Annotated in this window: 9 protein-coding genes; 6 read left to right on the top strand and 3 right to left on the bottom strand. The window is 61.9% G+C overall.

Annotation, left to right across the window (positions count from 1 at the left end):
* Window positions 1–2: 2 nt before the first annotated feature.
* The gene (locus ACOYXH_RS06330) at window positions 3–1,397 is read left to right on the top strand and encodes an efflux transporter outer membrane subunit (RefSeq protein ID WP_099758504.1); all 1,395 of its coding nucleotides are present in this window, start codon (window positions 3–5) and stop codon (window positions 1,395–1,397) included.
* A 159-nt stretch (window positions 1,398–1,556) separates the two neighbouring features.
* Here the strand turns inward: ACOYXH_RS06330 and pvdP are convergent, their stop codons facing one another.
* A complete protein-coding gene (pvdP, locus tag ACOYXH_RS06325) occupies window positions 1,557–3,182 on the bottom strand; it encodes a pyoverdine maturation tyrosinase PvdP (RefSeq protein WP_258709516.1) in 1,626 nt (541 codons plus the stop codon).
* A 207-nt stretch (window positions 3,183–3,389) separates the two neighbouring features.
* On the opposite strand from pvdP, the gene pvdM reads away from it, so the two are divergent.
* The 5 genes from pvdM to ACOYXH_RS06300 all read left to right on the top strand — a co-directional run bounded on the left by pvdM (window position 3,390) and on the right by ACOYXH_RS06300 (window position 11,316).
* Window positions 3,390–4,760 carry a pyoverdine-tailoring dipeptidase-like protein PvdM gene (pvdM, locus tag ACOYXH_RS06320; protein WP_460410384.1) on the top strand — a complete coding sequence of 457 codons (1,371 nt, stop codon included), beginning with the start codon at window positions 3,390–3,392 and terminating at the stop codon, window positions 4,758–4,760.
* Window positions 4,757–6,037, top strand: coding sequence for a pyoverdine-tailoring periplasmic protein PvdN (gene pvdN, locus ACOYXH_RS06315; protein WP_460410383.1), 1,281 nt, complete (start codon window positions 4,757–4,759; stop codon window positions 6,035–6,037). Before pvdM ends, pvdN begins: the two co-directional genes overlap by 4 nt.
* A 37-nt stretch (window positions 6,038–6,074) precedes the next feature.
* Window positions 6,075–6,962 carry a dihydropyoverdine dehydrogenase gene (gene pvdO / locus ACOYXH_RS06310; protein WP_095047692.1) on the top strand — a complete coding sequence of 296 codons (888 nt, stop codon included), beginning with the start codon at window positions 6,075–6,077 and terminating at the stop codon, window positions 6,960–6,962.
* Between the two features lie 109 nt (window positions 6,963–7,071).
* Window positions 7,072–8,721, top strand: coding sequence for a cyclic peptide export ABC transporter (locus ACOYXH_RS06305; protein ID WP_460063784.1), 1,650 nt, complete (start codon window positions 7,072–7,074; stop codon window positions 8,719–8,721).
* Window positions 8,722–8,835: 114 nt separating this feature from the next.
* Window positions 8,836–11,316 carry a TonB-dependent siderophore receptor gene (locus ACOYXH_RS06300; protein ID WP_176471252.1) on the top strand — a complete coding sequence of 827 codons (2,481 nt, stop codon included), beginning with the start codon at window positions 8,836–8,838 and terminating at the stop codon, window positions 11,314–11,316.
* A 1,142-nt stretch (window positions 11,317–12,458) separates the two neighbouring features.
* On the opposite strand, the gene ACOYXH_RS06295 is transcribed toward ACOYXH_RS06300, so the two are convergent.
* Window positions 12,459–13,427 carry an alpha/beta hydrolase gene (locus ACOYXH_RS06295; RefSeq protein WP_460410382.1) on the bottom strand — a complete coding sequence of 323 codons (969 nt, stop codon included), beginning with the start codon at window positions 13,425–13,427 and terminating at the stop codon, window positions 12,459–12,461.
* A 74-nt stretch (window positions 13,428–13,501) separates the two neighbouring features.
* On the bottom strand, window positions 13,502–25,822 hold the full coding sequence (locus ACOYXH_RS06290) for a non-ribosomal peptide synthase/polyketide synthase (RefSeq protein WP_460410381.1): 12,321 nt from the start codon (window positions 25,820–25,822) through the stop codon (window positions 13,502–13,504).
* Window positions 25,823–25,832 lie beyond the last annotated feature (10 nt).

Below are 25,832 nucleotides of genomic sequence, written 5' to 3'. Positions count from 1 at the left end.
CTATGAAAGCGCCACTGACAATTCTTGCCGCCAGCCTGTTGCTGGCGGCCTGCAACAGCCCTGCGCCACGCCCCGACAGCGGCGTGCTGCCACCGGCCGCGTGGCAATCACCTGAGCAGCCTGGTGCAGTGCAGAGCAACCGCCAATGGTGGACCCAGTTCGGCAGCCCCGAGCTGGATCGACTGGTCGAACAGGCGCGACTGGGCAGCCATGACCTCGGCGCCGCTGTTGCGCGGGTCAGGCAAGCCCAGGCCAGCGCGACGATTGCCGGCGCCCCGCTGCTCCCGGAAATCAAGGCCGGTCTCAATGCCAACCGGCAGAAACTGTTGCACGGCAAAGGCTACAGCCAACTCGACGTCAGCCCGGACAATCGCTCGCTGGATTATTACGACGCCGAGCTGAGCGCCAGTTACGAAATCGACTTCTGGGGCGGCAAACGCGCGGCGCGCGACAGCGCCGTGTTCGGTGTACAGGCCAGCGAATTCGACCGTGCCACCGTCGAACTGACCCTGCAAAGCGGCGTCGCCAACAGTTACACGCAGGCCTTGGCATTGCGCGAACAGGCACGCATTGCCGAGCTCAATCTGGCCAACGCGCAAAACGTCCTGCACTTGGTGCAAACCCGCTTCGACGCCGGCAGCGCCACCGCGCTGGAACTGGCCCAGCAAAAAAGCCTGGTAGCGGAACAGCAGCGCAAATTGCCACTGGTGCAGCAACAGGCCCGCGAAGCCTTGATCACCCTCGCCGCCCTGCTCGGCCAACCGGTGCAGGCATTGTCGGCACCGCAACAGTCATTCGAACAGTTGCAATGGCCGAACATCGCCAGTGGTGTGCCCAGCGATTTGCTGAGCCGGCGTCCGGACATCGCCAGCGCCGAAGCCAAACTGGCGGCGGCCCAGGCTGACGTCAGCGTGGCCCGCGCCGCCATGCTGCCGAAAATCACCCTGACCGCCAGCCTCGGCACTGGCGCCGATCTGGCGGCGGACCTGCTGCGCACCACGTTCTACAACCTGTCTTCCGGATTGACCGCGCCGATCTTCAACAACGGCCGCCTGAGCGCCGAGCGCGACAAGGCCAAGGCGCGTCAGGACGAACTGCTGGAAACCTATCGAGGGGCGATCATCAATGGCTTCGCTGACGTGGAAAAAGCCCTGAGCAGCATTCGCGGCCTCGACGAACAGCGCCAGTGGCAAAGCGAAGAACTGAGCCAGGCGCAGACCGCGTTCGACATTGCCCAGAGCCGCTACCAGGCCGGTGCCGAAGACTTGCTGACGGTGCTGCAAACCCAGCGCACCTTGTATGCGGCGCAGGATATGAATGTGCAATTGCGCTTGTCGCGACTGCAGGCGAGCATTGCCCTGTACAAGGCGCTGGGCGGGGGCTGGCAGGTTATCTGAGCGAAAATTATCGACTGGACTGACGCCTTCGCGAGCAGGCTCGCTCCCACATTGGATCTGCGTCGTTTACAAAGCCCCCTGCTCGCGAAGGCGCCAGGTCAGGCAACCAAGATCCCTAGGCAAAAAAAATCGCAGCACCGGGCTGCGATTTTTTTGCGCTCAGAGTTGCCGCCCTTTCACTTTCAGATGCCGCGCGTACCACGGTCGCTGCGGCACTTTGCGGAACAGGTCGGCCATGTTGTCTTCATCGCCAAAGGTGATGCGCAACGCCAGCTTCATCGTCTCAGGATCCATCTCCACCGAGCGCCCGATCTGCAACCCCGGCACGGTGCTGCAGCCATGGGTGTCCGGCCCCAGCCACGGGTCATCGACCTCAACCCAGCGACCCGGCGCAAACCACGGCACACCGTTGACTTCCAGCCGGCTGACTTCGCCCGGGTGAAAGCGCTCGTGGGCGCGGAACCAGTCTTCGATGCGATCATCGATCCAGCCGTGGAAACGCCAGAACACCGGGTTCACGTGCGAGGAAAACGGGTCGCCGAGAAAGTCGTTTTCCGGCGCATACCAGCGCGCGGCAAAATCTGCCTGATCGCGCGCCATCGGCACCGGAATGTCGTTGGACGGATCCCGCGCCACCGACGCCCAGCGCATGTGCAGCCAGTCGTGCAGACCCAATTCGACTTCCGAACCGAACTGGCCGAGGCTGAGTTTCGCCAGGTAGCGCGGGTCGCGGTACTGCGATTCCCACACCTGGAAATTACTGTGATAGGTCTCGGCCGCTTTAATATCGCTGACCCACTTGGTGTACTCGTCGTCACCTTCAGTCAGCCACGTCGGTGGTAGTGCATCGCCGTCGTGATTGTCGAAGTAACGGGCGAAGCCCTGGCGGTCACGCTCCAGCTCCGGCTGCGGCATCGGGAAGGCCTGCCATGACGGCAAATCCTGCATCGAACGGGCCTTGCCGAGCATGTGTCGGTGCATGAAGAAAAAATCGATACCAGAGCCGTTACGATCCTTGCTGGGCCCTCGGGCATCGCGCTCCTTGTCACGGGGGCCGGGTTGCCAGCCAATACCGCGCAGGGCGTCGCGTTTTTTCTCCGAGAGCTTGTGCCACTTGTCGCGGCTGGCGTGCCAGAGCTGGTGGAACAGGCGATGTTCCGGCGCCACCAGCCACGCCAACAGCGTCGGGTTCAAACCGGTGCGTTCGCGGGCCTCGGGAAAACGTCGCTTGATGGCGATGAAATGATTGTCCAGTTCAGGCAGCGCCAACGGCCGATCGAGGCGCAACACTTGCCCGGTGAACGTGCCGCTGCCGGCATTGCCGAACGCCGCCCAGACTTCGTCGAGTTTGACTTTGAATTCGTAGACCGGCGGCGCTTGCGGCGCATCGGTGCGCATCAGCCGCCAGTACATTTCGGCGCCGTTGCCCGGCGCCAGATCGCCGATCACTTGGTAACGCGCAGGCGCTTCTGAGCGCAGGTTGGCACCGGTATCGAGAAACCCGCGCAAACCGCGCCCCCGGTGGGCAATGTCGAGAAACAACTCGAGGCCGTAGCGTGGCAAGCCATCAAGCCCGGCCGCAGATCCGCTGAAACGGATATCCCAGACGCCGCGCAGGTTGTCCGCCAACTGCTGTCCGGCGGTATCGGCCAGATCGACCGTAGCCTCGCCCGGGGTGATCGGAAACTCCTCGCGGGTCAGCTCACGATGTGCATAAAAAGCGGCAGGCAGCGCGGCGCCCGTGAGTGCCATGCCCGCCATGAACCAGCGTCGAGAGATCGTCATTGCCCTACCTGTGTCAGCCATGAAGCAGGCTTTATCCAAGCTAGAACGTTTGCTCGCCGGGGAAATTTACGGCCCCGGCAAAAGATCGCTACGCGCCGTCAGCGCTTTTCCTGCGCGCGACTAAATTACCCGCCCGGCCACTCGTTCCTCCCAGATAGCAAAGGCCCCTGCGCCTGCACCTCGACGGCGAACCTGAATGAGATGGCAATGACAAAACCGCGTTCGAAAAAGGCTCTATTTATCGGCCTGCCGCTGGCCTTGGCGATCAGCGCCGGCGCAGGGTTTCTGGCCTGGGATTACTGGTTTCGGGACAACCCTGGCTACCCGGTAAAGGTGATGAAACAGGCGACCGAGTTGCAGGATCGCATTCTCTCCTTCGACAGCCACATCACCGTACCGCTGAGTTTCGGCGCCCACGGCAACGAAGCCGACAAGGACGGTTCCGGCCAGTTCGACCTGATCAAGGCCAACCGCGGGCGCTTGTCGGGCGCTGCGCTGACGGTGTTCGGCTGGCCGGAAATGTGGAACGGCCCGAACGCCCCGCATCGCCCCACCGAAGGTTTTGTCGAAGAGGCCCGCAACCAACAGGAAGTCCGTTACAAGATCATCACCGGCATGGTCCGCGACTTCCCCAATCAGGTCGGCATCGCCTACACCCCGGATGATTTCCGCCGCTTGCATGGCGAAGGCAAGTTTGCGATTTTCATCAGCATGCTCAACGCCTACCCGCTGGGCAACGACCTGAGCAAACTGGACCTGTGGGCCGGACGCGGCATGCGCATGTTCGGCTTCAGCTACATCGGCAACAACAGCTGGGCGGACTCCTCGCGGCCGCTGCCGTTCTTCAATGACTCGCCGGACGCCCTCGACGGTCTCTCCGATATCGGCAAGCAAGCAGTGCAGCGTTTGAACGATCTGGGCGTGATCATCGACGTTTCGCAGATGTCGACCAAAGGCCTGGAACAGGTTGCACAGCTGAGCCGCACACCGTTGGTGGCCTCACACTCGGCGCCGCGTGCGGCGGTGGATATTCCGCGCAACCTCAGCGACAAGGAATTGCAGCTGATCAAGAACAGCGGCGGCGTGGTTCAGGTGGTCGGCTTCTCGCAGTACCTCAAACCGCTGACTCAGGGCACGCAGGACAAACTCAATGCCCTGCGCGCACGCTTCGATCTGCCGCCACTGCCAAACCTGGCCATGGCGCTGATGCCGGGCGACCCGATCATCACGGCCTGGTCGGAACAAAAACTCGGCCAGTACGCCAGCGGCCTCTACGGCATCCTTGAAGAAGAGCCGAAAGCCACCCTTAAGAATCTCGGTGACGCCATCGATTACACCGTGCGCAAAATCGGTATCGACCATGTCGGCATCTCGTCCGACTTCAACGACGGCGGCGGCATCAAGGGTTGGGAAAACGTTGGCGAAATCCGCAACGTCACCGCCGAATTGATACAGCGCGGCTACTCCGAAGCGGACATCGCCAAGCTGTGGGGCGGCAACTTTATGCGCGTCTGGGATCAGGTACAGAAATCCGCGAAACCGGCACTGATTTCCCGTCAGGACACTGCCAAGCCATGACTGACCGCCGGACCTTTCTGAAACAGGCCGGCGTGCTGGCGGCCGCTCTGCCGTTCGGCGCCAGTCTGGCGGCGCCAGCCATGGCCGCGCCCGTGGCCTCCGCGAACAAATGGACGCAATTGCGCCAGCTGTTCGATCAGGACCCGCAGGCGATTCACTTCGCTAACTTCCTGATCACCTCGCACCCCAAACCCGTGCGCGAAGCCATCGAACGCCATCGCGCCACGCTCGACCGCAATCCGGGACTGGCGATGGATTGGGATCAGGGCAGCAACGAACAATTGCAGCACAACGTGCGGGTCTGGGCCGGCCAATACCTGCAAGCCAAGCCCGGCCAGATCGCCCTCACCGGTAGCACCACCGAAGGTCTGGCGATGATTTATGGCAGCGTGCAAGTGCGCGCGGATCAGGAAATCCTCACCACCGAGCACGAGCACTATTCCACCCGCAACATTCTCGATTTCCGCAGCCGCCGCGATGGCACCCGGGTGCGCAAACTCAGGCTGTTCGACAACCCGCAAAGCATTTCCCTGGATCAGGTGCTCGACACGATCAACCGCAACATTCGCCCTGAGACCCGCGTACTCGGCATGACCTGGGTGCATTCGGGCAGCGGTGTGAAATTGCCGATCAGCGCTATCTCGCGGCTGGTCGATGAACACAACCGTCAACGCGACGACAAGGATCGGCTGATTTACGTGGTCGACGGCGTGCACGGTTTCGGTGTCGACGACCTGAGTTTCCCGCAGATGAACTGCGACTTCTTTATCGCCGGCACCCACAAGTGGATGTTCGGTCCGCGCGGCACCGGCATCGTGTGCAGCCGCAGCGAAGAGCTGAAATACGTCAGCCCGAGTGTGCCGACATTCTCCGAAGCCACTTCTTTCGCCACGATCATGACCCCGGGCGGTTACCACGCTTTCGAGCATCGCTGGGCGGTGGACGAAGCGTTCAAGTTGCACCTGCAACTGGGCAAGGCTGACGTTCAGGCGCGCATTCATCAGCTCAACAGCTACCTGAAGCAGCGTCTGCAAGAACAGTCGAACATCGAGCTGGTGACTCCGCTCGATCCGCAGTTTTCTGCCGGTTTCACTTTCTTCCGGGCCAAGGGTCAGGACAGCGATGAAGTGGCCGCCTACCTGATGCAAAACCGGGTGATCTGCGATGCGGTCAGCCGCGATGTCGGCCCGGTGATTCGCACCGCGCCGGGCCTGCTCAACAACGAAGCCGAAGTGGACCGCTTCATGGCCCTGCTCGGTAAAAAACGCCGCGCCTGATCCCTCGACTCCAGTTTCCTTTTCACAGAGACGACTCATGAAAAAGCCCCATGCCTGTTTCACCTTCAAGGCCTTGCCCGCGCTGGCCCTGACCGCGCTGTGCGCCGGCCTGTTGCCCGGCGCAGCTCAAGCGGCGACAGTGCCGGCGCCAGGCAAAGTGTTCAAGGACTGCAAGGACTGCCCGGAAATGGTCGTGCTGCCGACCGGCACCTTCACCATGGGCACCCCGGACGACGAAGTCGGCCGCGAACCGGACGAAGGCCCGCGCCACGCAGTGACCTTCAGCAAACCCTTCGCCATCAGCCGCTTCCAGGTGCTGGTCGGCGAGTGGGACGCGTACGTGCGCGAAACCGGCAACAAGCCTTACGACTTCGATGATCGCCCGGGCCGCCGCTGCACCGCCGGCAAACCGGAATTCAAACAGACCGCCCGCGACCCGGCCGTGTGCATGAACGTCGCCGAAGCCCAGGGCTACATCGATTGGTTGTCGAAAAAAACCGGTCATGCCTATCGCTTGCAAAGCGAATCGATCCGCGAGTACGCCGCACGCGGCGGCAGCACCGGGCCCTTCCCTTTCCCGTTCGATGAAGGCAACAACTACCAGATCTCCAAACACGCCAACACCTATGGCGCCGCCGACGGTTACAACTTCACCTCCCCTGCCGGGACGTTCCCGGCCAATGCCTTCGGCGTTTACGACGCTCACGGCAACGTCTACGAATGGACCGCCGACTGCTATCACAAGGATTACTCCGGCGTACCCAACGACGGTCGCCCATGGACCCAGGAAAACTGCGAGCGTCAGGTCATGCGCGGCAACGATTGGGGCGAGGCGCCGGTGTTCTCGCGCTCCGGCAACCGCAACAGCAGCTGGCCGACCAGCAAAGGCGACTGGCTCGGGTTTCGCGTAGTGCGCGACCTCTGATCCTGCCCATCCCGACCGCAGCCCCGCCTGCGGTCGTTTAAAGAAAGTCCGTGACCATTCGTTTTCCTTAAGTACCGGCACTCCCTCCGCACCGAAGCAGGAATCCTCCATGACCAAGCCTACGCGTGGGGCGATCAACGAATTGTTCGCCTTGCTCAAGCCCTTCCGCCTGATCGTCTCTGTGTCCATCGTGCTCGGCATGATCGGCGGCCTGAGCGTCACCGTGCTGCTGGCGACCATCAACAATGCCCTGCACTCCGACGACGGCCTGACCCGCACCGTGGTAATGATCTTCGCTGGCCTCTGTGCGTTGGCCTTATTGACGACGATTTTGTCCGACATCGGCACCAACTACGTCGGCCAGCACATCATCGCCAAATTGCGCAAAGAGCTGGGGGAGAAAGTCCTGTCGGCGCCGATCGACCAGATCGAACGTTACCGCAGCCATCGCTTGATCCCGGTGCTGACCCACGACGTCGACACCATCAGCGACTTCGCCTTCGCCTTCGCCCCGCTGGCGATTTCCATGACCGTTACCCTCGGCTGCCTCGGCTATCTGGCGCTGCTGTCCTGGCCGATGTTCCTGATGATGCTGGTGGCGATTGCGATCGGTACGACCATTCAGGCGATTGCCCGGGCCAAGGGCATGCGCGGTTTCTACGCCGCACGCGACTCTGAGGATGAACTGCAAAAGCACTACAACGCGATTGCCGAGGGCGCCAAGGAACTGCGCATTCATCGCCCGCGTCGCCAGCGCATGTTTGTCGCCGGGATTCAAAAAACCGCCGAGAAGATCTGCGACACCCAGATCAAATCCATCAACACCTTCGTCATCGCCAAGTCCTTCGGTTCGATGCTGTTCTTCGTGGTCATCGGCATGGCCCTGGCCCTGCAATCCTTCTGGCCCAGCGGCGACAAAGCAGTGATGAGCGGCTTCGTCCTGGTGCTGCTGTACATGAAGGGGCCGCTGGAGCACCTGGTCAGCACCTTGCCGATCATCAGCCGTGCGCAGATTGCCTTCCGCCGCATCGCCGAACTGAGCGAGCAATTCTCCTCGCCCGAACCGCATCTGCTGCTGGAGGATCAGGGCAAGAAACCCGGTGCGGTCAACAGCCTGGAACTGCACAACGTGCGTTACGCCTTCCCACCCGTGGAAGGCAGCGAACCGTTCCGTCTGGGGCCGGTCAACCTGCGCATCGAACAGGGCGACATCGTGTTTATCGTCGGTGAAAACGGCTGCGGCAAAACCACGCTGATCAAACTGCTGCTGGGCTTGTACGCGCCAACCGAAGGCGAAATCCGCGTCAACGATCAGCCGATCACCGCGCTTAATCGCGATGACTACCGGCAGAATTTCACGACGATTTTTGCCGACTACTACCTGTTCGACGATCTGATTCAGGGCGACCGCAAAGTCCCGCAGGACGCGACCCGCTACCTCGAACGTCTGGAGATCGCGCACAAGGTCAGCGTGCGCGACGGCGCGTTCAGCACCACCGATTTGTCCACCGGCCAGCGCAAGCGCCTGGCCCTGGTCAATGCCTGGCTCGAAGAGCGGCCGGTGCTGGTGTTCGATGAATGGGCGGCCGATCAGGACCCGACGTTCCGGCGAATTTTCTACACCGAGTTGCTGCCTGACCTCAAACGTCTGGGCAAGACCATCATCGTCATTTCCCACGATGACCGTTACTTCGACGTCGCCGATCAACTGGTGCGCATGGAGGCCGGCAAGGTCAAGAGCGAACTGCAAACCGCTTGATCGACGAGGCCGCGGCCGGGACGGAAAAATAATTTTCCGGTTTGCCGCGGCTTCCTCGTCTTAATGAGATGAATAAGAACCATTAACAACTATACCTGCCAAGGTCTTAACCTCATGTCCGCATCCCGTTTCATGCTTCGCCCTCTGACTCGAGCCCTGCTGATGCACGGCGCGACACGCACTCGACTGGCCGGCACTGGCCTTGGTCTGGCACTGACATTCACGGCAGCGCCGTATGTTCAGGCCCAGGAATGGACCCTGAACATCCCGTCGCAGCCACTGGCCCAGGCACTGCAAACCCTTGGCCAGCAGACCAGCCTGCAAATCATCTACAGTCCGGAAAGCCTGCAAGGTTTGCGTTCGACCGCGCTCAACGGCCGCTACCAGGACGACGAGTCACTCAAGGCGATGCTTAACGGCACCGGCATCCGCTACCAGCGTGACGGCAACACCGTGACCGTGCTCGGCCCGGCCACCGGCAGCGCGATGGAACTGGCCCCGACCAACGTCAACGCCAGCCGCCTCGGTGCCACCACCGAGGGCAGCAACTCCTACACCACCGGCGGCGTGACCATTGGCAAGGGCGTGCACTCGCTGAAGGAAACCCCGCAGTCGGTCACGGTGATGACCCGCAAGATGCTCGATGACCAGAACCTCAACACCATCGAACAGGTGATGGAGAAGACCCCGGGCATTACCGTGTATGACTCGCCCATGGGCGGCAAGTATTTCTACTCCCGCGGCTTCCGTATGACTGGCCAGTACCAGTACGACGGCGTGCCGCTGGATATCGGCAGCAGCTACGTGCAGGCCGACAGCTTCAACAGCGACATGGCCATTTATGACCGCGTGGAAGTTCTGCGTGGCGCAGCCGGCATGATGAAAGGCGCAGGCGGCACCGCCGGTGGCGTCAACTTCGTACGCAAACGCGGCCAGGACACTGCGCACACGCAGCTCTCGCTGTCGGCAGGCACCTGGGACAACTATCGTGGCCAGGTCGATACCGGCGGCCCGCTGAACGATTCCGGCACCATCCGTGGTCGCGCCGTGGTCACCGAACAGACCCGTCAATATTTCTATGACGTGGCCAGCCGCAAAGACCAGATCTACTACGGCGCCCTGGACTTCGACCTCAGCCCCGACACCACCCTGGGTCTGGGTTTCGCCTGGGAAGACGTCGACGCTACGCCATGCTGGGGCGGCCTGCCGCGTTACGCCGACGGATCCGACCTGCACCTCAAGCGCTCCACCTGCCTGAACACCGCGTGGAACAACCAGCGCAGCAAACGCGCCACCTACTTCGCCGACCTGAAACACCAGTTCAACGACGACTGGTCGCTGAAAGTCGCCGGGGTGTATTCGCGCAACACCCAGGACATGGAATACGCCTTCCCGAGCGGTGCAGTGCCGGTCGGTGCCACGGCTTCGAATACGCTGATGCTGGGTAGCATTTACGACTACGACCAGCGCGACTACGGCTTCGATGCCTATGTCGACGGCAAATTCGACGCCTTCGGCCAGCAACATGAACTGACCATCGGCGCCAACGCCAGCCGTTCGCACAAGGATGACTTCTACGCCGTCGCCGCGCTGCCACAACGGCAGAACGTGCTCGACCCGAACCACCACATCCCGCAACCGGACGAAAGCTACTACCTGGCCAACGCTTCCCGTGGCGGCCCGGTGGACATGCACATCAAGCAATACGGCGCCTACTCGATCGCCCGCCTGAAACTGGCTGATCCGCTGACCCTGGTACTGGGCAGCCGTGTCAGCTGGTACAAGTCCGACACCGATTCGGTGCAGTACTTCCGTGGCGAAGGCACCCAGGTCGACACCAAGTCCACCGAAACCGGCCAGGTCACGCCGTTCGCCGGTGTGCTGTTCGACCTCAACGACAACCTGACCGCCTACGCCAGCTACACCGACATCTTCACCCCGCAAGGCGCTTACAAGACCATCGATGGCAGCACCCTCAAGCCATTGGTTGGCCAGAGCTACGAGCTGGGGATCAAGGGTGAGTGGTTCGACGGTCGTCTGAACAGCTCCTTCAACCTGTTCCGCACCATTCAGAAAGATGCCGCCCAGGATGACCCGCGTTGCGAAGACAGTTCTTGCTCGATCAACTCCGGCAAGGTTCGCGCGCAGGGCTTCGAAGCGGAAGTCAGCGGTGAGGTGATTGATCGCCTGCAATTGCTCGCCGGTTACACCTACACCCAGACCAAAGTGCTGGAAGATGCCGACGCCACGCAGGATGGCGTGGTCTACAACTCCTACGTGCCGCGCCATTTGCTGCGTGTCTGGGGTGACTACAGCCTGAGCGGGCCGCTGGATCGCGTGACGATCGGTGCGGGTGTCAACGCGCAGACGGGCAACTACCGGACTTCGCCTTTGGGCGGTGACAACATTGATGGCGCCGGTTATGCGGTCTGGAACGGTCGCATTGGCTACCGTATCGATGACACCTGGTCGGTGGCGCTTAACGGGAACAACCTGTTTGACAAGCGTTACTACTCGACCATTGGTACCGAAGGGTTCGGTAACTTCTATGGTGATCCGCGTAACTTCGTGATGTCGGTCAAGGCTGATTTCTGATTGGGTGTGATGTGAGAGAGCCCCGCTTTGGCGGGGCTTTTTTTCGCCTGTTGGTCTTGGCGGCCTTCGGGCCGACCATGCTCTTTGGGTTTTGGGGGCATATCCGTTGCTGCGGGTGTTGCCGCTGGCGATTTCGCTCTTACAGCGAGTTACCTTTTCCAAACGCCGAAAAGGTAACCCAAAAGGCTTTGCCCCGGCTTACGGCACTTCGCTGAGGCTCAGTGTTCCCTCGCTACGGTGTCCATCCGGGGGCATCGCCTACGGTTTGCTGCGCTGCACCTCCTCTCGATGTATGCGGCTACGCCGCACGGCGCTGCGCGCCTAACCCCCGGATGAACACCTCCGCTCGGCCTGCCGATGGGGCAAAAGATCAAAAGCCGAAGCCAGATCAAAAGCCAGATCAAAAGCCCCTCACCCTAGCCCTCTCCCGGAGGGAGAGGGGACTGATTGAGGTGTTTGGGAGAGCTACGCCGACGTGCGATACCGCGCTGAGCTCAGGCTCTGAAAAGCAAACAAATCAGCCCTCGCCATGAGGAAAAGGGGACTGATCGAGGTGATTGGGCGAGCTACGCCGACGTGCGATACCGCGCTGAACTCAGGCTCTAAAAAGCAAACAAATCAGCCCCTCACCCCCCAAGAAAGAGGGGCTGACTGAGATGTTTGGGAGAGCTTCGCCGACATGCGATACCGAGTCGAACTCAGATTTTGAAAAGCCCACAAATTGGCTCCCTCTCCCTCGGGAGAGGGCTGGGGTGAGGGGAAAATCCACCTCAAATCCAAAGCCGAACACCCGCTCTTCACCACTCAATAGGCCGAGTGTCAGCTCGCCTGCTTTTGATCTTGATCCATGGGCGACGTCGGAAGGCTGAGTGGAGGGATTGATCCGGGCGTGGGAGCGCAGCGACCGTTTGGCGCAGCCAAACACAGCGAGAGGAGGTGCAGCGAAGCAAACCGTAGGCGCTGCGCCCGGATCGATCCCGCAGCGAAGGAACCCCGAGCCCCAGCGAGCGGGCCGCACGTAGGAGCAAGCGTTTTTGGTTACTTTTTAGGCGTTTGTAAAAAGTGACCCGCCGTAAGGGCGGAACCCTAAGCCGCCATTACCGCAGCAACGGATATTCACCCAAAAACCACCCCCCCAAAAATCAAACCAACACCCCCGCCAACGCCCGGCTCAGGCGTTCATGCACCCGCAAAACATCAGGCATCACCGAAGCCATCCGCAGCAAATCATGCGTCAGCCCAGGACAATGCTCAACCTCAACACTCACCCCCTGCCCCCGCAACTTATCAGCGTAAGCCTGCCCCTCATCAAACAACGGATCAAAACCCGCCAACAACACAATCGCCGGCGCCACCCCCTGCAGATCCTCCGCCAACAACGGCGAAAAACGCCAGTCCAGATAATCTTGCGGACTGCGGGCGTAATGCTGATAAAACCAGTCAAGCGTATCGCTCTCCAACAAATACCCCTCGCTAAACAACAACCGCGAATCGTGCACACGCGAAGCATCGGTCACCGGATAGCACAAAAACTGCGCCTTCGGCGCGATGGCCACAGTATGCGGTTGCACCACGGCCTGAATCGCCAGCACCGTAGCCAACGTCGCGCCGGCACTATCGCCACCAAACGCCACGCGCGAGGTATCAAGCCCAAGACTTACGGCGTTTTCCGCTAACCACGACAAAGCGTCTTCGCCATCCTCCAATGCCGTTGGAAAACGATGCTCCGGGGCCAGTCGATAGCCCACCGACAACACCGCACACGGCGTGCGCTGACAAAACTCGCGGCACACACCGTCGTGAGAGTCGAGGCTGCCGACAACAAAACCACCACCATGGAAATACACCAGCACCGGCATCGGCATCGGCATCGGCGAGACCGCAGCATTGGGGCGATACAGACGCAATGCCAACGGCGCACCATCACGTGCCGACGTGTCGATTGCGCTGACCAACAGGTCTTCAGGCGCCGGCCAGCGCAGTTGCGCAGTGGTCTGTTCGAAAGTCGCGCGGGCTTCGTTCGGGGTCATTTGGTGCATGGCCGGCAGGCCGGCGTCCTGGCTGTCTTGGGCCAGATCGAGGAAGGCTTCCAGATCAGGGTGTAACGACATCGCTTAAATCCTTGTATCGGCAAAAAAGGGGCGCGCCGCGGCAGCGCCCCCGAAGATGACTGAACGTGTGGCGATCAGCCCGCGCGTGCCATGCAATGCTCGACCAACGCTTCCAGCTCACGCTGGTAATCGCTCATCAAGGCATCCATGGTGCCGGCGCGATAACGCTGGCTGCTGTAGATGCAACGCAAGGCCAACTGACCGTCATAGACCTGGCCGACAATTTCCAGCCAGTTGCCCAAATTGGCTTTGAGGCTGTAGTTGTCACCGGTTTCTTCCAGCGCCGGCACCAGCAGGGCCTGCTCGTCGAAGCTCTGGTCGAATTGCCCCAGGTAGTTGAACGTGACCCGCGCTTGCGGCAGCTCGGCCAGTTGCCTCGACACCTCAGCGCCTGCCAGATGCCGCAGCACGCCATAGCCGATGCCTTTCTGCGGCACCGCTGCCAACTGTGCCTGCACATTGACGATCGACTGGCCGATGTCGTCGCTGTCGGGGCGCAAACGCACCGGGAACATGCTGGTGAACCAGCCCAGGCTGCGGCTCAGGTCTATGGCCTCGAACAGATCTTCACGACCATGGCCTTCGAGCAGGATCAGTGCCGACGGTTGTTGACTCCAGCGGCACAGGGCACGGCTGAGCGCCGACAACAGCAGGTCGTTGATCTGCGTGCCATACACCGCCGGGGCCTGTTTGAGCAGTTGTTCAGTGTGCTCGCGAGACAATTTGAGCCGCGCCTGCGCCTGCTGACGCACGAGGTTTTTGCCGCGCAGGTTGTCGCACGGCAAGTCGACGCCCGGCTGATCCAGTTGCTCCAGCCAATACCCCAGTTCCTGCTCGGCAATCACCGGCGCCTGCGCCTGCAAGGCTTCGGCGAACGATCGGTAACTGCTGGTGCGAATCGGCAGTTTCGGTTGCAGCCCCTGCACGCACGCCTCATACGCCACTTTCAAATCATCGAGCAGAATTCGCCACGACACGGTGTCGACCACCAAGTGATGAATCACCACGAGCAGGCGCGCCTGGCCATCCGGCAAGGCGACGTGCATCACCCGCCAGACCGGCCCGTCATCGAGTTTCAAGCTGCGCTGGGCAAGGTTGGCCAAGGCTTCGACCTGCTCGCTGTTGTCCGCCTCGCGGCGCCAGAGCAACGTCTCGCCCTGTTCACTGAGGTCGCAGTAACGCTGCATCCAGCGCCCGCCTTCGTGGGAGAAACGCAGGCGCAACGAGTCGTGATGTTGCTCGATCCAGCCCAGTGCCTGCTCGAGCGCATCGAGGTCCAGCGGCTGGCGCGCGCTCAACAGCAATGACTGGTTGTAGTGATGCGCCTCGGCCATGCCTTCAGCAAAGAACCACTCCTGAATCGGCAAGAGATTGAACAAGCCCTCGGCGGCCACGTGCGTGACGTCCGTCTGCGGTTGTGCCGTGCCCTCCTTCGCCGCTTCCTGCTCGACGATGCCGGCGATGGTCTGATAACGCATCAGGTCGCGCAGCTTGAGATCCATCTGCAACGTCGGGTGGTTTCTGACGCGGGAGATCACCTGCAAACTCAAAATCGAATCGCCGCCCAGTTCGAAGAAGTTGTCGCTGATGCCCACTTGTTCGACCTGCAGCACCTGCGCCCAGATGTCCGCGAGCAGGCTTTCCTGCTCATTGCGCGGGGCGACGTATTCTTCGGTTTTGAATTCCGGTTCCGGCAGCGCCTTGCGATCCAGCTTGCCGTTAGGCGTTACCGGGAAAGCGTTCAGGCAGACGATCTGCGCCGGCACCATGTATTCCGGCAACGAGGCGCGCAGGCCCGCCTTGAGTTCATCGCCGATGTCTGCACCGGTCGCGATGACCACATAACCGATCAGTTGCTTGCCGGAGGCATTGTCCCGGGCGATCACCAGTGCATCAGTCACCGACGGCAACTGGCGCAGACTGGCCTCGACTTCACCCAGTTCGATGCGGAAGCCGCGCACCTTGACCTGATGGTCGATACGGCCGACGTAATCGACCACACCGTCGGCGCGTAAACGCACCAGATCGCCGCTGCGATACAGGCGCTCGCCCGCCGCGAACGGATTGGGTACGAAGCGCTCGCAGGTCAGGTCCGGACGGCCGTGATAACCCCGGGCGACGCCATAGCCACCGATGTACAACTCACCGGCAAAGCCTGGCGGCAGCGGGTTCAGGTCTTCGTCCAGCACGTACAGCGAGCGTGCCCCCACGGCGCGGCCGATCGGCGCGTACGCCGCTTCGCAATGCTGGCTGACCGGGACTTTCCAGAGCATCGGCGTGACCACGGTTTCGGTCGGGCCGTAGCCGTTGGTGAAGTACTGCGGACGCAGCGCAGCTTTGACCTGCTCGAAGGTCTGATCCGGCACCGCGTCACCGCCGAAGCAATAGATGCGCACGGGTGGCGGCGCAATACCGCTGGCCGCCGCGTACTCGGCCAGTTGCTTGAGATAGGCCGGCGGGAAGCAGGCAATGGTGATGCCGTAGTCGTGCAGCGCCTGATAGGTCTGCTCCGGCGTCCACAGGCAACCGTCGCGAATCAGCAGACGACCGCCGCTGTACAAGGTGCTCAACCAGCGCTCATGGGCCCCGTCGAAGGCGAACGACATAAAGTGCAGCTCGCAACTGCTGGCGTCCATTTCGTACAGCTCGGCGATGGCCTGACAGTGCATGCTCAGCGGGCCTTGGGTCACCGCGACGCCTTTCGGCCGGCCGGTGGAACCCGAGGTGTAGACCAAATAGGCCAGGCCCTGCTCCTGCACGCGACGTTCGGGGGCGTGGTCGGCGTAGCGGCTTTCATCGAGGTGATCGATTTCCAGGCGCAGCAGGCCTTGCGGCGCCGGCAACGTGCTGCGCAGACTGCTCTGGGTCAGCAACAGCGCCATGCCGGAATCTTCGATCATGTAGGCCAGACGCTCCGGCGGATAGTCGATGTCCAGCGGCACGTACGCCGCCCCGCTCTTGAGCACGGCGAGGAAGCTCACGACCATTTCCAGCGAACGCGGCAAGGCCACGCCGATCACCACTTCCGGCCCGGCACCTTGTTCGATCAGGCAGTGCGCCAGTCGGTTGGCGCGTTGCTCGAGTTCGGCGTAGGTCAGGTTCATTCCGGCGCATTGCAGGGCGATGGCCTGCGGCTGCTGTTGCGCGTGACGGCTGATCAGTTCCGGCAACAGCGCGGCTTGATGGGTGTGTGCCGGTTCAGCGCTCCAGGCTTGCGCCGCTTGCCATTGCTCGCCGCTCAGGCGCTGCAAATTACCGAGGCGTTCGTACGGCGCCGCCAGCATCGCGGCGAGGGTGTTTTCCATGGTCTGGCGAATACCGACAACCGCCTCGGCGCTGAAGTGGCTGCGCAGGTACAGGTATTCGATCGACAACTCGTCGCCGAGCATCACCGCGAGGTCCATCGGCACGTTGGTCACGCCATGGCCGATGGATTTGCCGAAGGTCAGATCGGTGTCGTTGTCTTCCTGCAAGCGATCGTCGATCGGGAAGTTTTCGAACACCACGATGCTGTCGAACAACGCCTGCCCACCGAGGCTGGACCAGCGCTGTACATCCGCCAGCGGCGCCTGGGAATAATCACGGATGTCGAGGTTGTAGGCCTGCACTTCGCCCAGCCAGTCAGCCAGACGCTGATCGGCTTGCGGGGTCTGAATGATCGGCAAGGTGTTGATAAACAGACCGAGCATGTTGCCGACATTCGCCAGACTTTCCGGACGCCCCGACACCGTGGCGCCAAAGGTCACCGTCTGCTGCCCGGTGTAGCGTTGCAACAGCAGCAACCATGCACCCTGAATCAGCGTGTTGGGGGTGATGCGCAGGTCGCGACAGAACTGCAACAGCCGCGCGGTCTGCGCTTTATCCCAGTTCGAATAGATTGCATCGTGACCGGCGACATCGGCGCTGTGGCGCGGGTGCATCGCCTGGCTCAGTGCCGTCGGCTCGTTGACCGCCGCCAGCCGCGCCTTCCAGAACAGCTCCTGAGCGTCCTGATCCTGCGCCTGCAACCAGGCGATAAAGTCGCGGTAACGACCGTTCTCGCCGATGATTTCGCCCTTGGCGTAATACTGCAGCACCTCACCGAACAGCCGCGAACTGCTCCAGCCGTCCATGAGAATGTGGTGGCTGGTCCAGATCATCTGGTACTGATCTTCGCTCAGGCGCAGCAGGGTCACCCGCAACAAACGCGCTTCGGCCAGATTGAAACCGAGCGCACGGTCATCGCTGGCGAACTCGGCAATCAGTTCTTCACTGGTTTCGCGCTCACGCCAATCGAGCACCTGCATTTGCAACGGCGCATGGCGATGCACCACCTGCAACGGTTTGGCCAGGCCGTCCTGCCAATGGAAACTGGTGCGCAGAATCGCCTGACGGGCGATGACAAATTCCCACGCCTGACGGAAGCGCTCCACGTCCAGGCCCTTGATCGGCAGGCTGACCTGTTGCACGTAAAGGCTGCTGCCGTTATCCGACAGAGTGTGAAAGAGCATGCCTTCCTGCATCGGCGACAGCGGGTAGACATCCTCGATCTGGTCGGCCGGCACCGGCAACGCATCGAGCTGCGCCTGATCGAGTTGCGCCAGCGGATAATCCGCCGGCGCCTCGTCGGTCGACGACTCGAGCGCAACCACAGCGGCGAGCTTCTGCACGGTCTGCTGCTGGAACAGGTCTTTGGGGGTAAAGCGAATCCCCTGCTGGCGCGCACGGCTGACCAGTTGAATCGAGATGATCGAATCGCCGCCCAGCGCAAAGTAGTTGTCGGTCACGCCGACCCGTTCTATCTTCAGAATGTCCTGCCAGACCTCGGCCAGTTGCTGCTCCAGCGGCGTCGATGGCGCCACGTATTCGCGCTGCGACTGGCTGACGTCCGCTGCAGGCAAGGCTTTGCGGTCGAGTTTTCCGTTGGGGGTCAGCGGCAACTGTTCGAGGAACAGCCACTGCGCCGGCACCATGTATTCCGGCAGATGCGCCTTCAGCGCGGCCTGCAGCGTTTCACTCAAATCGTCCAATTGTTCGAGGCTGAGGCTGCTGTCACTCGGCACCACATACGCCATCAGTTGCTGACCGCTGTGGCCATCCACCGCCAGCACCACGCCCTCGCGCACACTGTCCTGAGCGAGCAGACGCGCTTCGATTTCACCCAGTTCGATGCGGAGACCGCGCACCTTGACCTGATGATCGATGCGGCCGACGTATTCGATCCGGCCGTCATCGCTGAAGCGAGTCAGGTCGCCGGTGCGGTACATGCGTTCGCCGCTGCTCGAGAATGGATTGGGCACGAAACGTTCGGCGGTCAGGCCGGGGCGGAACAAATAGCCACGGGTGATGCCGTCGCCGGCCAGGTACAGTTCGGCCGCCACGCCCAGCGGCGCTTGCTGCAATTGACCATCGAGCAGGTACGCCGTGGTGTTGACCAGCGGCCGGCCGATGTTCGCCAGACCACCCAGTTCGCGGCGGGTGTAGGTCGAATAGGTGGTGTCTTCCGACGGCCCGTACAGGTCGTAGACGTGCTCCACCGCCGTCTCGCGGTAGAGCGTGTCGACCAGGCTCTGCTTCAGTGGCTCGCCGGCGAGGTTGATAATGCGCACGCCCGGCGGAATTTGCCCGGTGCGTTGCAGCGCGGCAATCGCCGACGGCACGGTGTTGATCAGGCGCACCTGATCGCGCTCCGGCAAGTCCGGCAGTTCCAGGGCATTGCGCGCCATGACGATCGAGCCGCCGCGTGCGAGGGTGACGAAGATCTCCCACACCGACAGGTCGAAGCACACCGACGTCGACGCCAGTACACCTTGCAGATCGTCTTCGCTGTAGACCTCGGCGGACCAGTGAATCAGCGCCTGCACGTTGCGATGGGCAATGGCCACGCCTTTCGGCTTGCCGGTAGAGCCGGAGGTGTAGATCACGTAGGCCAGATTGGCCGAATCCCCGCGCGCAGCAAGATTGTCCGCAGGCTGCTCGGCAAATGCTGCACTACCCGCCTCGACCAGCACCACCTGCGCATCGGTCTGCGGCAGTTGCGCCAGCAGCGACTGCTGCGTGAGCAAGACTTTCGCCTGACTGTCGTCGAGCATGTAGGCCACGCGATCCGCCGGGTAATCCGGGTCCAGCGGCACATAGGTGCCACCGGCCTTGAGCACCGCCATCAGGGCAATGACCAGCTCCGCCGAACGCGGCATCGCCACGCCTACACGGATTTCCGCACCGACACCCAGTGCGACAAGATGATGAGCCAACTGGTTGGCGCGTTGATTGAGCTCGGCATAGCTCAGGGCGACGCCGGCATGACTCAGCGCCAGTGCCTGCGGATGTGCCGCGACGCGACGTTCAAAACTTTGCGGGATCAACCGCTCAGCCGGATACGCGGCCTGATGGTCGTTCCATTGCGCCAGGGTCTGGCGTTCGGCGAGTGGCAACAGGCCGATCTCACCGAGCAGACGCTGCGGCGCCTCGATGAATTGACGCAGCACTTCTTCCAGATGCCCCGCCAGACCTAGCACGCTGCGTTCGGCAAAGTGTTCGGTGAGGTAGTTGAAGTCCAGGTTCAAGACATCGCTGGCCCCGGCGATCAGGGTCAGGCCGTAGTTGGTTTGCTCGCGATGCTCCAGGCCAGCGAAACGCAGACCGCCCGGATTGGCTTCCAGCGCTTCGGACACCGGATAGTTTTCAAACACCAGCAAGGTGTCGAACAACGCTTCGCCGCTCAGCTGGGCCAGACGCTGGATGTCCTGCAACGGCGTCTGCTCGTAGTCGCGCAGCAACAGGTTTTTGTCCTGCACGCTGCGCACCCAGTCGCCGGCGCTGAGCGTGGCTTGCGGGCTGGCGATCACCGGCAAGGTGTTGATGAACAGGCCCAATTGCTGCTCGATGCCCGGCAGATCCACCGGACGTCCGGACACAGTCGCACCAAAGGCTACCGTGGCCTGGCCGGTGTAGCGCTGCAACACCAGCAACCACGCGGCTTGCACCAGACTGTTGAGGGTCACTTGCTGCTGACGGGAGAAACCGTTCAGGCGCTGAGTGAAGGCTTGGTCGAAATGCAGGCGATGCATCTGTTTGCCAGGCCCCGGCACGGTACGCCCGTGACAGGCCGAAGCCAGTCGGGTCGGTTCGTCCAGTGCGGCCAGTTGTCCGCGCCAGAATGCCTCTGCGCCCGCCTTGTCCTGACCTTGCAGCCAGACGAGGAAGTCGCGATAACGGCCCTGCGCGCTTGGTACCGGCTGACCGGCGTAATCCTGCAACACCTCGCCGAACATCCGCGAGTTGCTCCAACCATCCATGAGGATGTGGTGGCAGGTGAAAATCAAACGATGGCGGTCATCGCCGGTGCGCAGCAGGCACAGACGCAGCAGCGGCGGGTTCTGCAGATCGAAACCGCGTGCGCGATCAGCCTGCGCCCGCGCTTCGAGCACGGCCGGCAAGTCCGCCACACCGCGCACATCGACTTCGGGCATTTCCAGGGTCAACTGGCGATTGATCACTTGCAGCGGCGCATCGAGGCCATCGCGGCCCCAGATAAAACCGGCGCGCAGCACTTCATGGCGATCCACCACGCGCTGCCAGGCCTGCTGGAAACGCGCCACGTCGAGGCCGTCGATATCCAGCAGCATCTGATAGACATAGGCGCTGGCATCGGCGTCGTACAGGCTGTGAAACAGGATGCCTTGCTGCATCGGCGCCAGCGGATAGATGTCCTCGATGCGCTGGGCAGCGATCGGCAAGCTATCCAGATGCGCCTGGGACAACCCGGCCAACGGCACGTCCGATGGCGTCAAACCGCCGCTCGGATGGTTCAGGCAATGGTCGATCAACTCGCTCAGCGCTACTTCATAAGCGCGGGCCAACGCGTTGATGGTCGCCTCTTCAAAGACATCGCCGCTGTAAGTCCAGGTCAGGCTCAACTGGCCCTGATAAACCCGGCCATCGATGGTCAGCCAGTTGGCCATCGGCGCGTTTTCGTCCTGACCGGCGCCCTTGTCTTCAGTGGCCGGCACCCACAGGGCGTGTTCATCGAAGTTGTTGTCGAACTGGCCGAGGTAGTTGAACGTCACCTTCGGTTGCGCCAGTTCGTTCAAGACCCCTTGCGACTCGGCGCTGCCCAGATGACGCAGCAAGCCATAACCGATGCCTTTGTTCGGGATCGCGCGCAGTTGCTCCTTGATGCCTTTGATCGAGGTTTCCAGACTGGCGTCCGGGGTCAGGCGCACCGGGAACATGCTGGTGAACCAACCCACCGTGCGGCTGAGGTCGACGTCATCGAACAGGTCTTCGCGACCATGGCCTTCAAGCTGCACCAGGGCGCTATCGGTGTTCGTCCATTGGCACAGCACGCGGGCCAGCGCGGTCAGCAGCAGGTCGTTGACCTGGGTGCGATAAACCGCAGGTGCCTGTTGCAGCAACTGGCGAGTGCGTTCGGCGTCGAGACGCGTATCGACGCTGCGCTCGAAACGGTTGCTCAACTGGCCATGCGGGTTGTCCAGCGGCAGTTCGACCGACTCATCGCGCAGTTGCCCGCGCCAGTAATCCAGTTCGCTTTCCAGTTCAGCGCTACGGGCATGCTTCTGCAGACGCTCGCCCCAATCCTTGAACGCGCTGGTCTTGGCCGGCAGACGCACAGCCTGACCGCTGCTCAGTTGTTGATAAGCGCTTTGCAGATCTTCCAGCAGAATCCGCCACGACACGCCATCGACCACCAGGTGATGGATCACCAGCAGCAGACGCTGAGTGGCGTCCGGCAAGTCAACCAACACTGCACGAATCAGCGGACCATCGAGCAAATCGAGGCTGCGTTGCAAGTCCAGGCACAGCGCTGGCAATGCTGCGCTGTCGTCCAGGGTGACCGTGCGCAACAAGGTTTGCGCCTGATCCGCCGGCGCGTGGCTCTGCTGCCAGCCATCGTTGGTTTGCCGGTAACGCAGGCGCAAGGCGTCGTGGTGGCGCTGCAACTGCACCAGCGCCTGCTCCAGCGGCGCCGCGTGCAGTGCGCTGGCCGGGGTCAGCAGGATCGACTGGTTCCAGTGATGCCGCGCCGGAATGTCGCTGTTGAAAAAGTAATGCTGGATCGGTGTCAGCACTGCGTCGCCGAGCACTTCGCCCTGCTGCATTTGCACCGCGTCGCTCTGTTGCGCGACGGTCGCCAGACGTTGCACGGTCTGATGCTGGAAGATGTCTTTGGGGGTGAAGCGAATGCCCGCCTGACGCGCGCGGCTGACCACCTGAATCGAAATGATCGAGTCGCCGCCCAGCTCGAAGAAGTTGTCGTTGAGGCCGACACGCTCGACCTTCAACACGTCCTGCCAGATCTCGGCCAGACGCTGTTCCAGTTCGTTGCGCGGTGCGGCATAGACTTCCTGCGCCTGCGCAACTTCCGGGTGCGGCAGTTGCTTGCGATCGAGTTTGCCGTTGGCCGTCAGCGGCAGGCGTTCAAGGAACGCCCAACTGACCGGAACCATGTAATCCGGCAGGGTTTCGCGCAGATGCGCCTTGATCGAATCGCGCAGTGTGCCCTGCCCTTCGGTATCCAGCGCCTCGTTGGCGACAATCCAGGTTGCCAGTTGCTGGCCGCTGATACCGTCGACCGCCAGCACCACCGCTTCGCGCACGTCGGCGTGCTTGAGCAGTTGCGCTTCGATTTCGCCAAGCTCGATACGGAAACCGCGAATCTTCACCTGATGGTCGATCCGCCCGATGTACTCGATCACCCCGTCGCCGCGCAGCCGCGCTAGGTCGCCGGTGCGATACAGACGCTCGCCGGCCTGCGGATTGAAGGGGTCTGGCACAAAACGTGTGGCGGTCATGCCGGCCTGATTCAGATAACCCCGGGCCAGACCGGCACCGGCGATGTACAGCTCACCGATGCAACCTTGTGGCACCAGGTTCAGCGAGCCATCGAGCAAGTACCACGACAGGTCGACAATCGGCTCGCCAATCGGGCTGCTGTGGCTTTGTTCAAGATCGGCCATCGACAACGGCCGGTAGGTCACGTGCACGGTGGTTTCAGTGATGCCATACATGTTGATCAGCGTGGGCGCACGGTCGCCGAAACGTTCGAACCACGGGCGCAGGCTCTGCACTTCCAGCGCCTCGCCGCCGAACACCACGTAGCGCAGAGCGTTGTTGCGCGATGACTCGCTGGCGACCTGCATCAAGGGCTTGAACGCCGACGGCGTCTGGTTCAACACGGTGACGTTTTCATCGCACAGCAGCGTGTAGAAATCCTCCGGTGAACGGCTGACGTCGTGGGGCACCACCACCAGTTTGCCGCCATACAACAGCGCGCCGAAAATCTCCCAAACCGAGAAGTCAAAGGCGTAGGAATGGAACAGCGTCCAGCTGTCCTGCGGGCCGAAATCGAACCAGTGTTCGGTGGCGCTGAACAGCCGCATGACGTTGCCGTGCGGCAGCAATGCGCCTTTCGGTTTACCGGTGGAACCGGAGGTGTAAATGACGTACGCCAGGCTGTCCGACGTGGTCAGGCACAGCGGGTTGGTTTCGTTGTCGGGCTCTGGGGTCTGATTCAGATCGAGGCACGCCAGCCCTGACGGTACCGGCAGTTGCGCAAGCAGATGGCCTTGGGTCAGCAGCAGCTCGATGCCGCTGTCCGCGATCATGTAGCTCAAGCGATCATCCGGGTAGCCCGGATCCAGCGGCACATAAGCGCCACCGGCCTTAAGCACAGCGAGGATGGCGACAATCATGTCCAGCGAACGCTCGACCGCGACACCAACACGCACGTCCGGGCCAACGCCACGCGCGATCAGCGCATGCGCCCACTGGTTGGCGCGGCGATTGAGTTCGGCGTACGTCAGGCGTTGCCCGTCGTACGTCACGGCGATCGCATCGGGATAACGCTCGGCCTGCGCTTCAATGGCTTGGTGAATGCACTGCTCAAGCGGTTGCTCGACCCGCTCAGGATTCCACTGCGCGAGCAATTGTTGCTGCTGGCCGGCATCGAGCATCAGCAACTGGCCAATGCGCTGGGTCGGCGCAGCGACGATGGCCTGCAACAGCGCGTTCCAGTGTTGTGCCAGACGCTCAATGGTCGCGGCGTCGAACAGATCGGTGGCGTATTTCAGTACGGCTTCGATGCCATGGGCTTGTTCGGTGGTGTTGAGGGTCAGGTCGAACTGCGCGGTCTGGCTCTGCCATTCCAGTGGCTCGATGCTCAGGCCATTCAAACGGGTTTCGACACTCACGCGGCGCTCGGCCTGATGGTTGAACATCACCTGGAACAGCGGGCTGTGACTAAGGCTGCGGCCCGGTTCCAGTGCTTCGACCAGTTGCTCGAACGGCAAGTCCTGATGGGCCTGCGCTTCTTGCGCGGTCTGTTTGACCTGACGCAGCAGATCGACAAAGGACATCTGCCCATCGATGTCGGCCTTGAGCACCTGAGTGTTGACGAAGAAGCCGATCAGCCGCTCGATCTCTACCCGGCCACGGTTGGCATTTGGCACGCCGACGCGGATGTCGGCCTGACCGCTGTAGCGATGCAACAAGGCTTGGAACGAGGCCAGCAAGACCACGAACAGGGTGACGTTTTCTTGCCGGGCGAAGGCTTTGAGCGCGTTGCTCAGCGCCGGGTCGAGAATCAGGTTATGGCTGGCGCCAGCGAAGCTTTGCTCGATGGTGCGCGGGCGATCCATCGGCAGTTCCAGCACCGGTTGTTCGCCACCGAGTTTCTCTTGCCAGTAGGCCAGTTGCCGCTCCTGTTCACCGGCCTCCATCCACTGCCGCTGCCACAAGGCGTAGTCGGCGTATTGAATCGGCAGCGCCGGCAGACCGGCGTCGTGATCGAGGTTGAAACCGGCGTAGAGCTGCACCAGTTCCTCGATCATCACTTGCAGCGACCAGCCATCGGAGACGATGTGGTGCAGGGTCAGCACCAGCACATGGTCATTGGGGCCGACTTGCAGCAGCGCTGCGCGCAAAAGCGGGCCGTGCTGCAGGTCGAAAGTTTTCTGGCTCTGGGTCTGCACGAACGTCTGGATCGAGGCATCCGCGTCGTTGGCCAGCTCAGCGCTCAGTTGATGGATCTCCAGTGCAAAGGGCCCTGCGGGCAGGACCACTTGCAAGGGTTGCGCGGTTTCCTGGGAGAACACCGTGCGCAAGGTTTCGTGTCGTTCGATCAGCGCCTGAACGCTGCGCTCCAGCGCGCTGACATCCAGCGGACCCTGCAAACGCAGGGCCGTCGGAATGTTGTAGGCCGCACTGTGCGGCGCCCACTGCCAGAGAAACCACTGGCGCTGCTGAGCGTAGGAGAGCAGCAACGGCTCTTCAGCCGTGCGCTTGAAAACCGGGGCAATGTCAAAGAGGTTGACGCCTTTCTGCTTGAGCAGAACCGCCAGAGCCTTTCTTTGCTTAGCCGAAAGTTGTCCTACCGACTCGATTAACTCTTGCACGCGTTTTTCC

It is taken from the genome of Pseudomonas sp. Mb7, assembly GCF_054790525.1.
Note: the sequence above shows the minus strand (reverse complement) of the source record. Positions and strands in the feature narration are given on the sequence as shown.

Coding starts and splice junctions, on each gene's coding strand:
- ACOYXH_RS06330 (WP_099758504.1), top strand. CDS start 3: ATGAAAGCGCCACTGACAATTCTTGCCGCCAGCCTGTTGCTGGCGGCC.
- ACOYXH_RS06295 (WP_460410382.1), bottom strand. CDS start 13,427: ATGTCGTTACACCCTGATCTGGAAGCCTTCCTCGATCTGGCCCAAGAC.
- pvdN (WP_460410383.1), top strand. CDS start 4,757: ATGACTGACCGCCGGACCTTTCTGAAACAGGCCGGCGTGCTGGCGGCC.
- pvdM (WP_460410384.1), top strand. CDS start 3,390: ATGACAAAACCGCGTTCGAAAAAGGCTCTATTTATCGGCCTGCCGCTG.
- pvdO (WP_095047692.1), top strand. CDS start 6,075: ATGAAAAAGCCCCATGCCTGTTTCACCTTCAAGGCCTTGCCCGCGCTG.
- pvdP (WP_258709516.1), bottom strand. CDS start 3,182: ATGACGATCTCTCGACGCTGGTTCATGGCGGGCATGGCACTCACGGGC.
- ACOYXH_RS06305 (WP_460063784.1), top strand. CDS start 7,072: ATGACCAAGCCTACGCGTGGGGCGATCAACGAATTGTTCGCCTTGCTC.
- ACOYXH_RS06300 (WP_176471252.1), top strand. CDS start 8,836: ATGTCCGCATCCCGTTTCATGCTTCGCCCTCTGACTCGAGCCCTGCTG.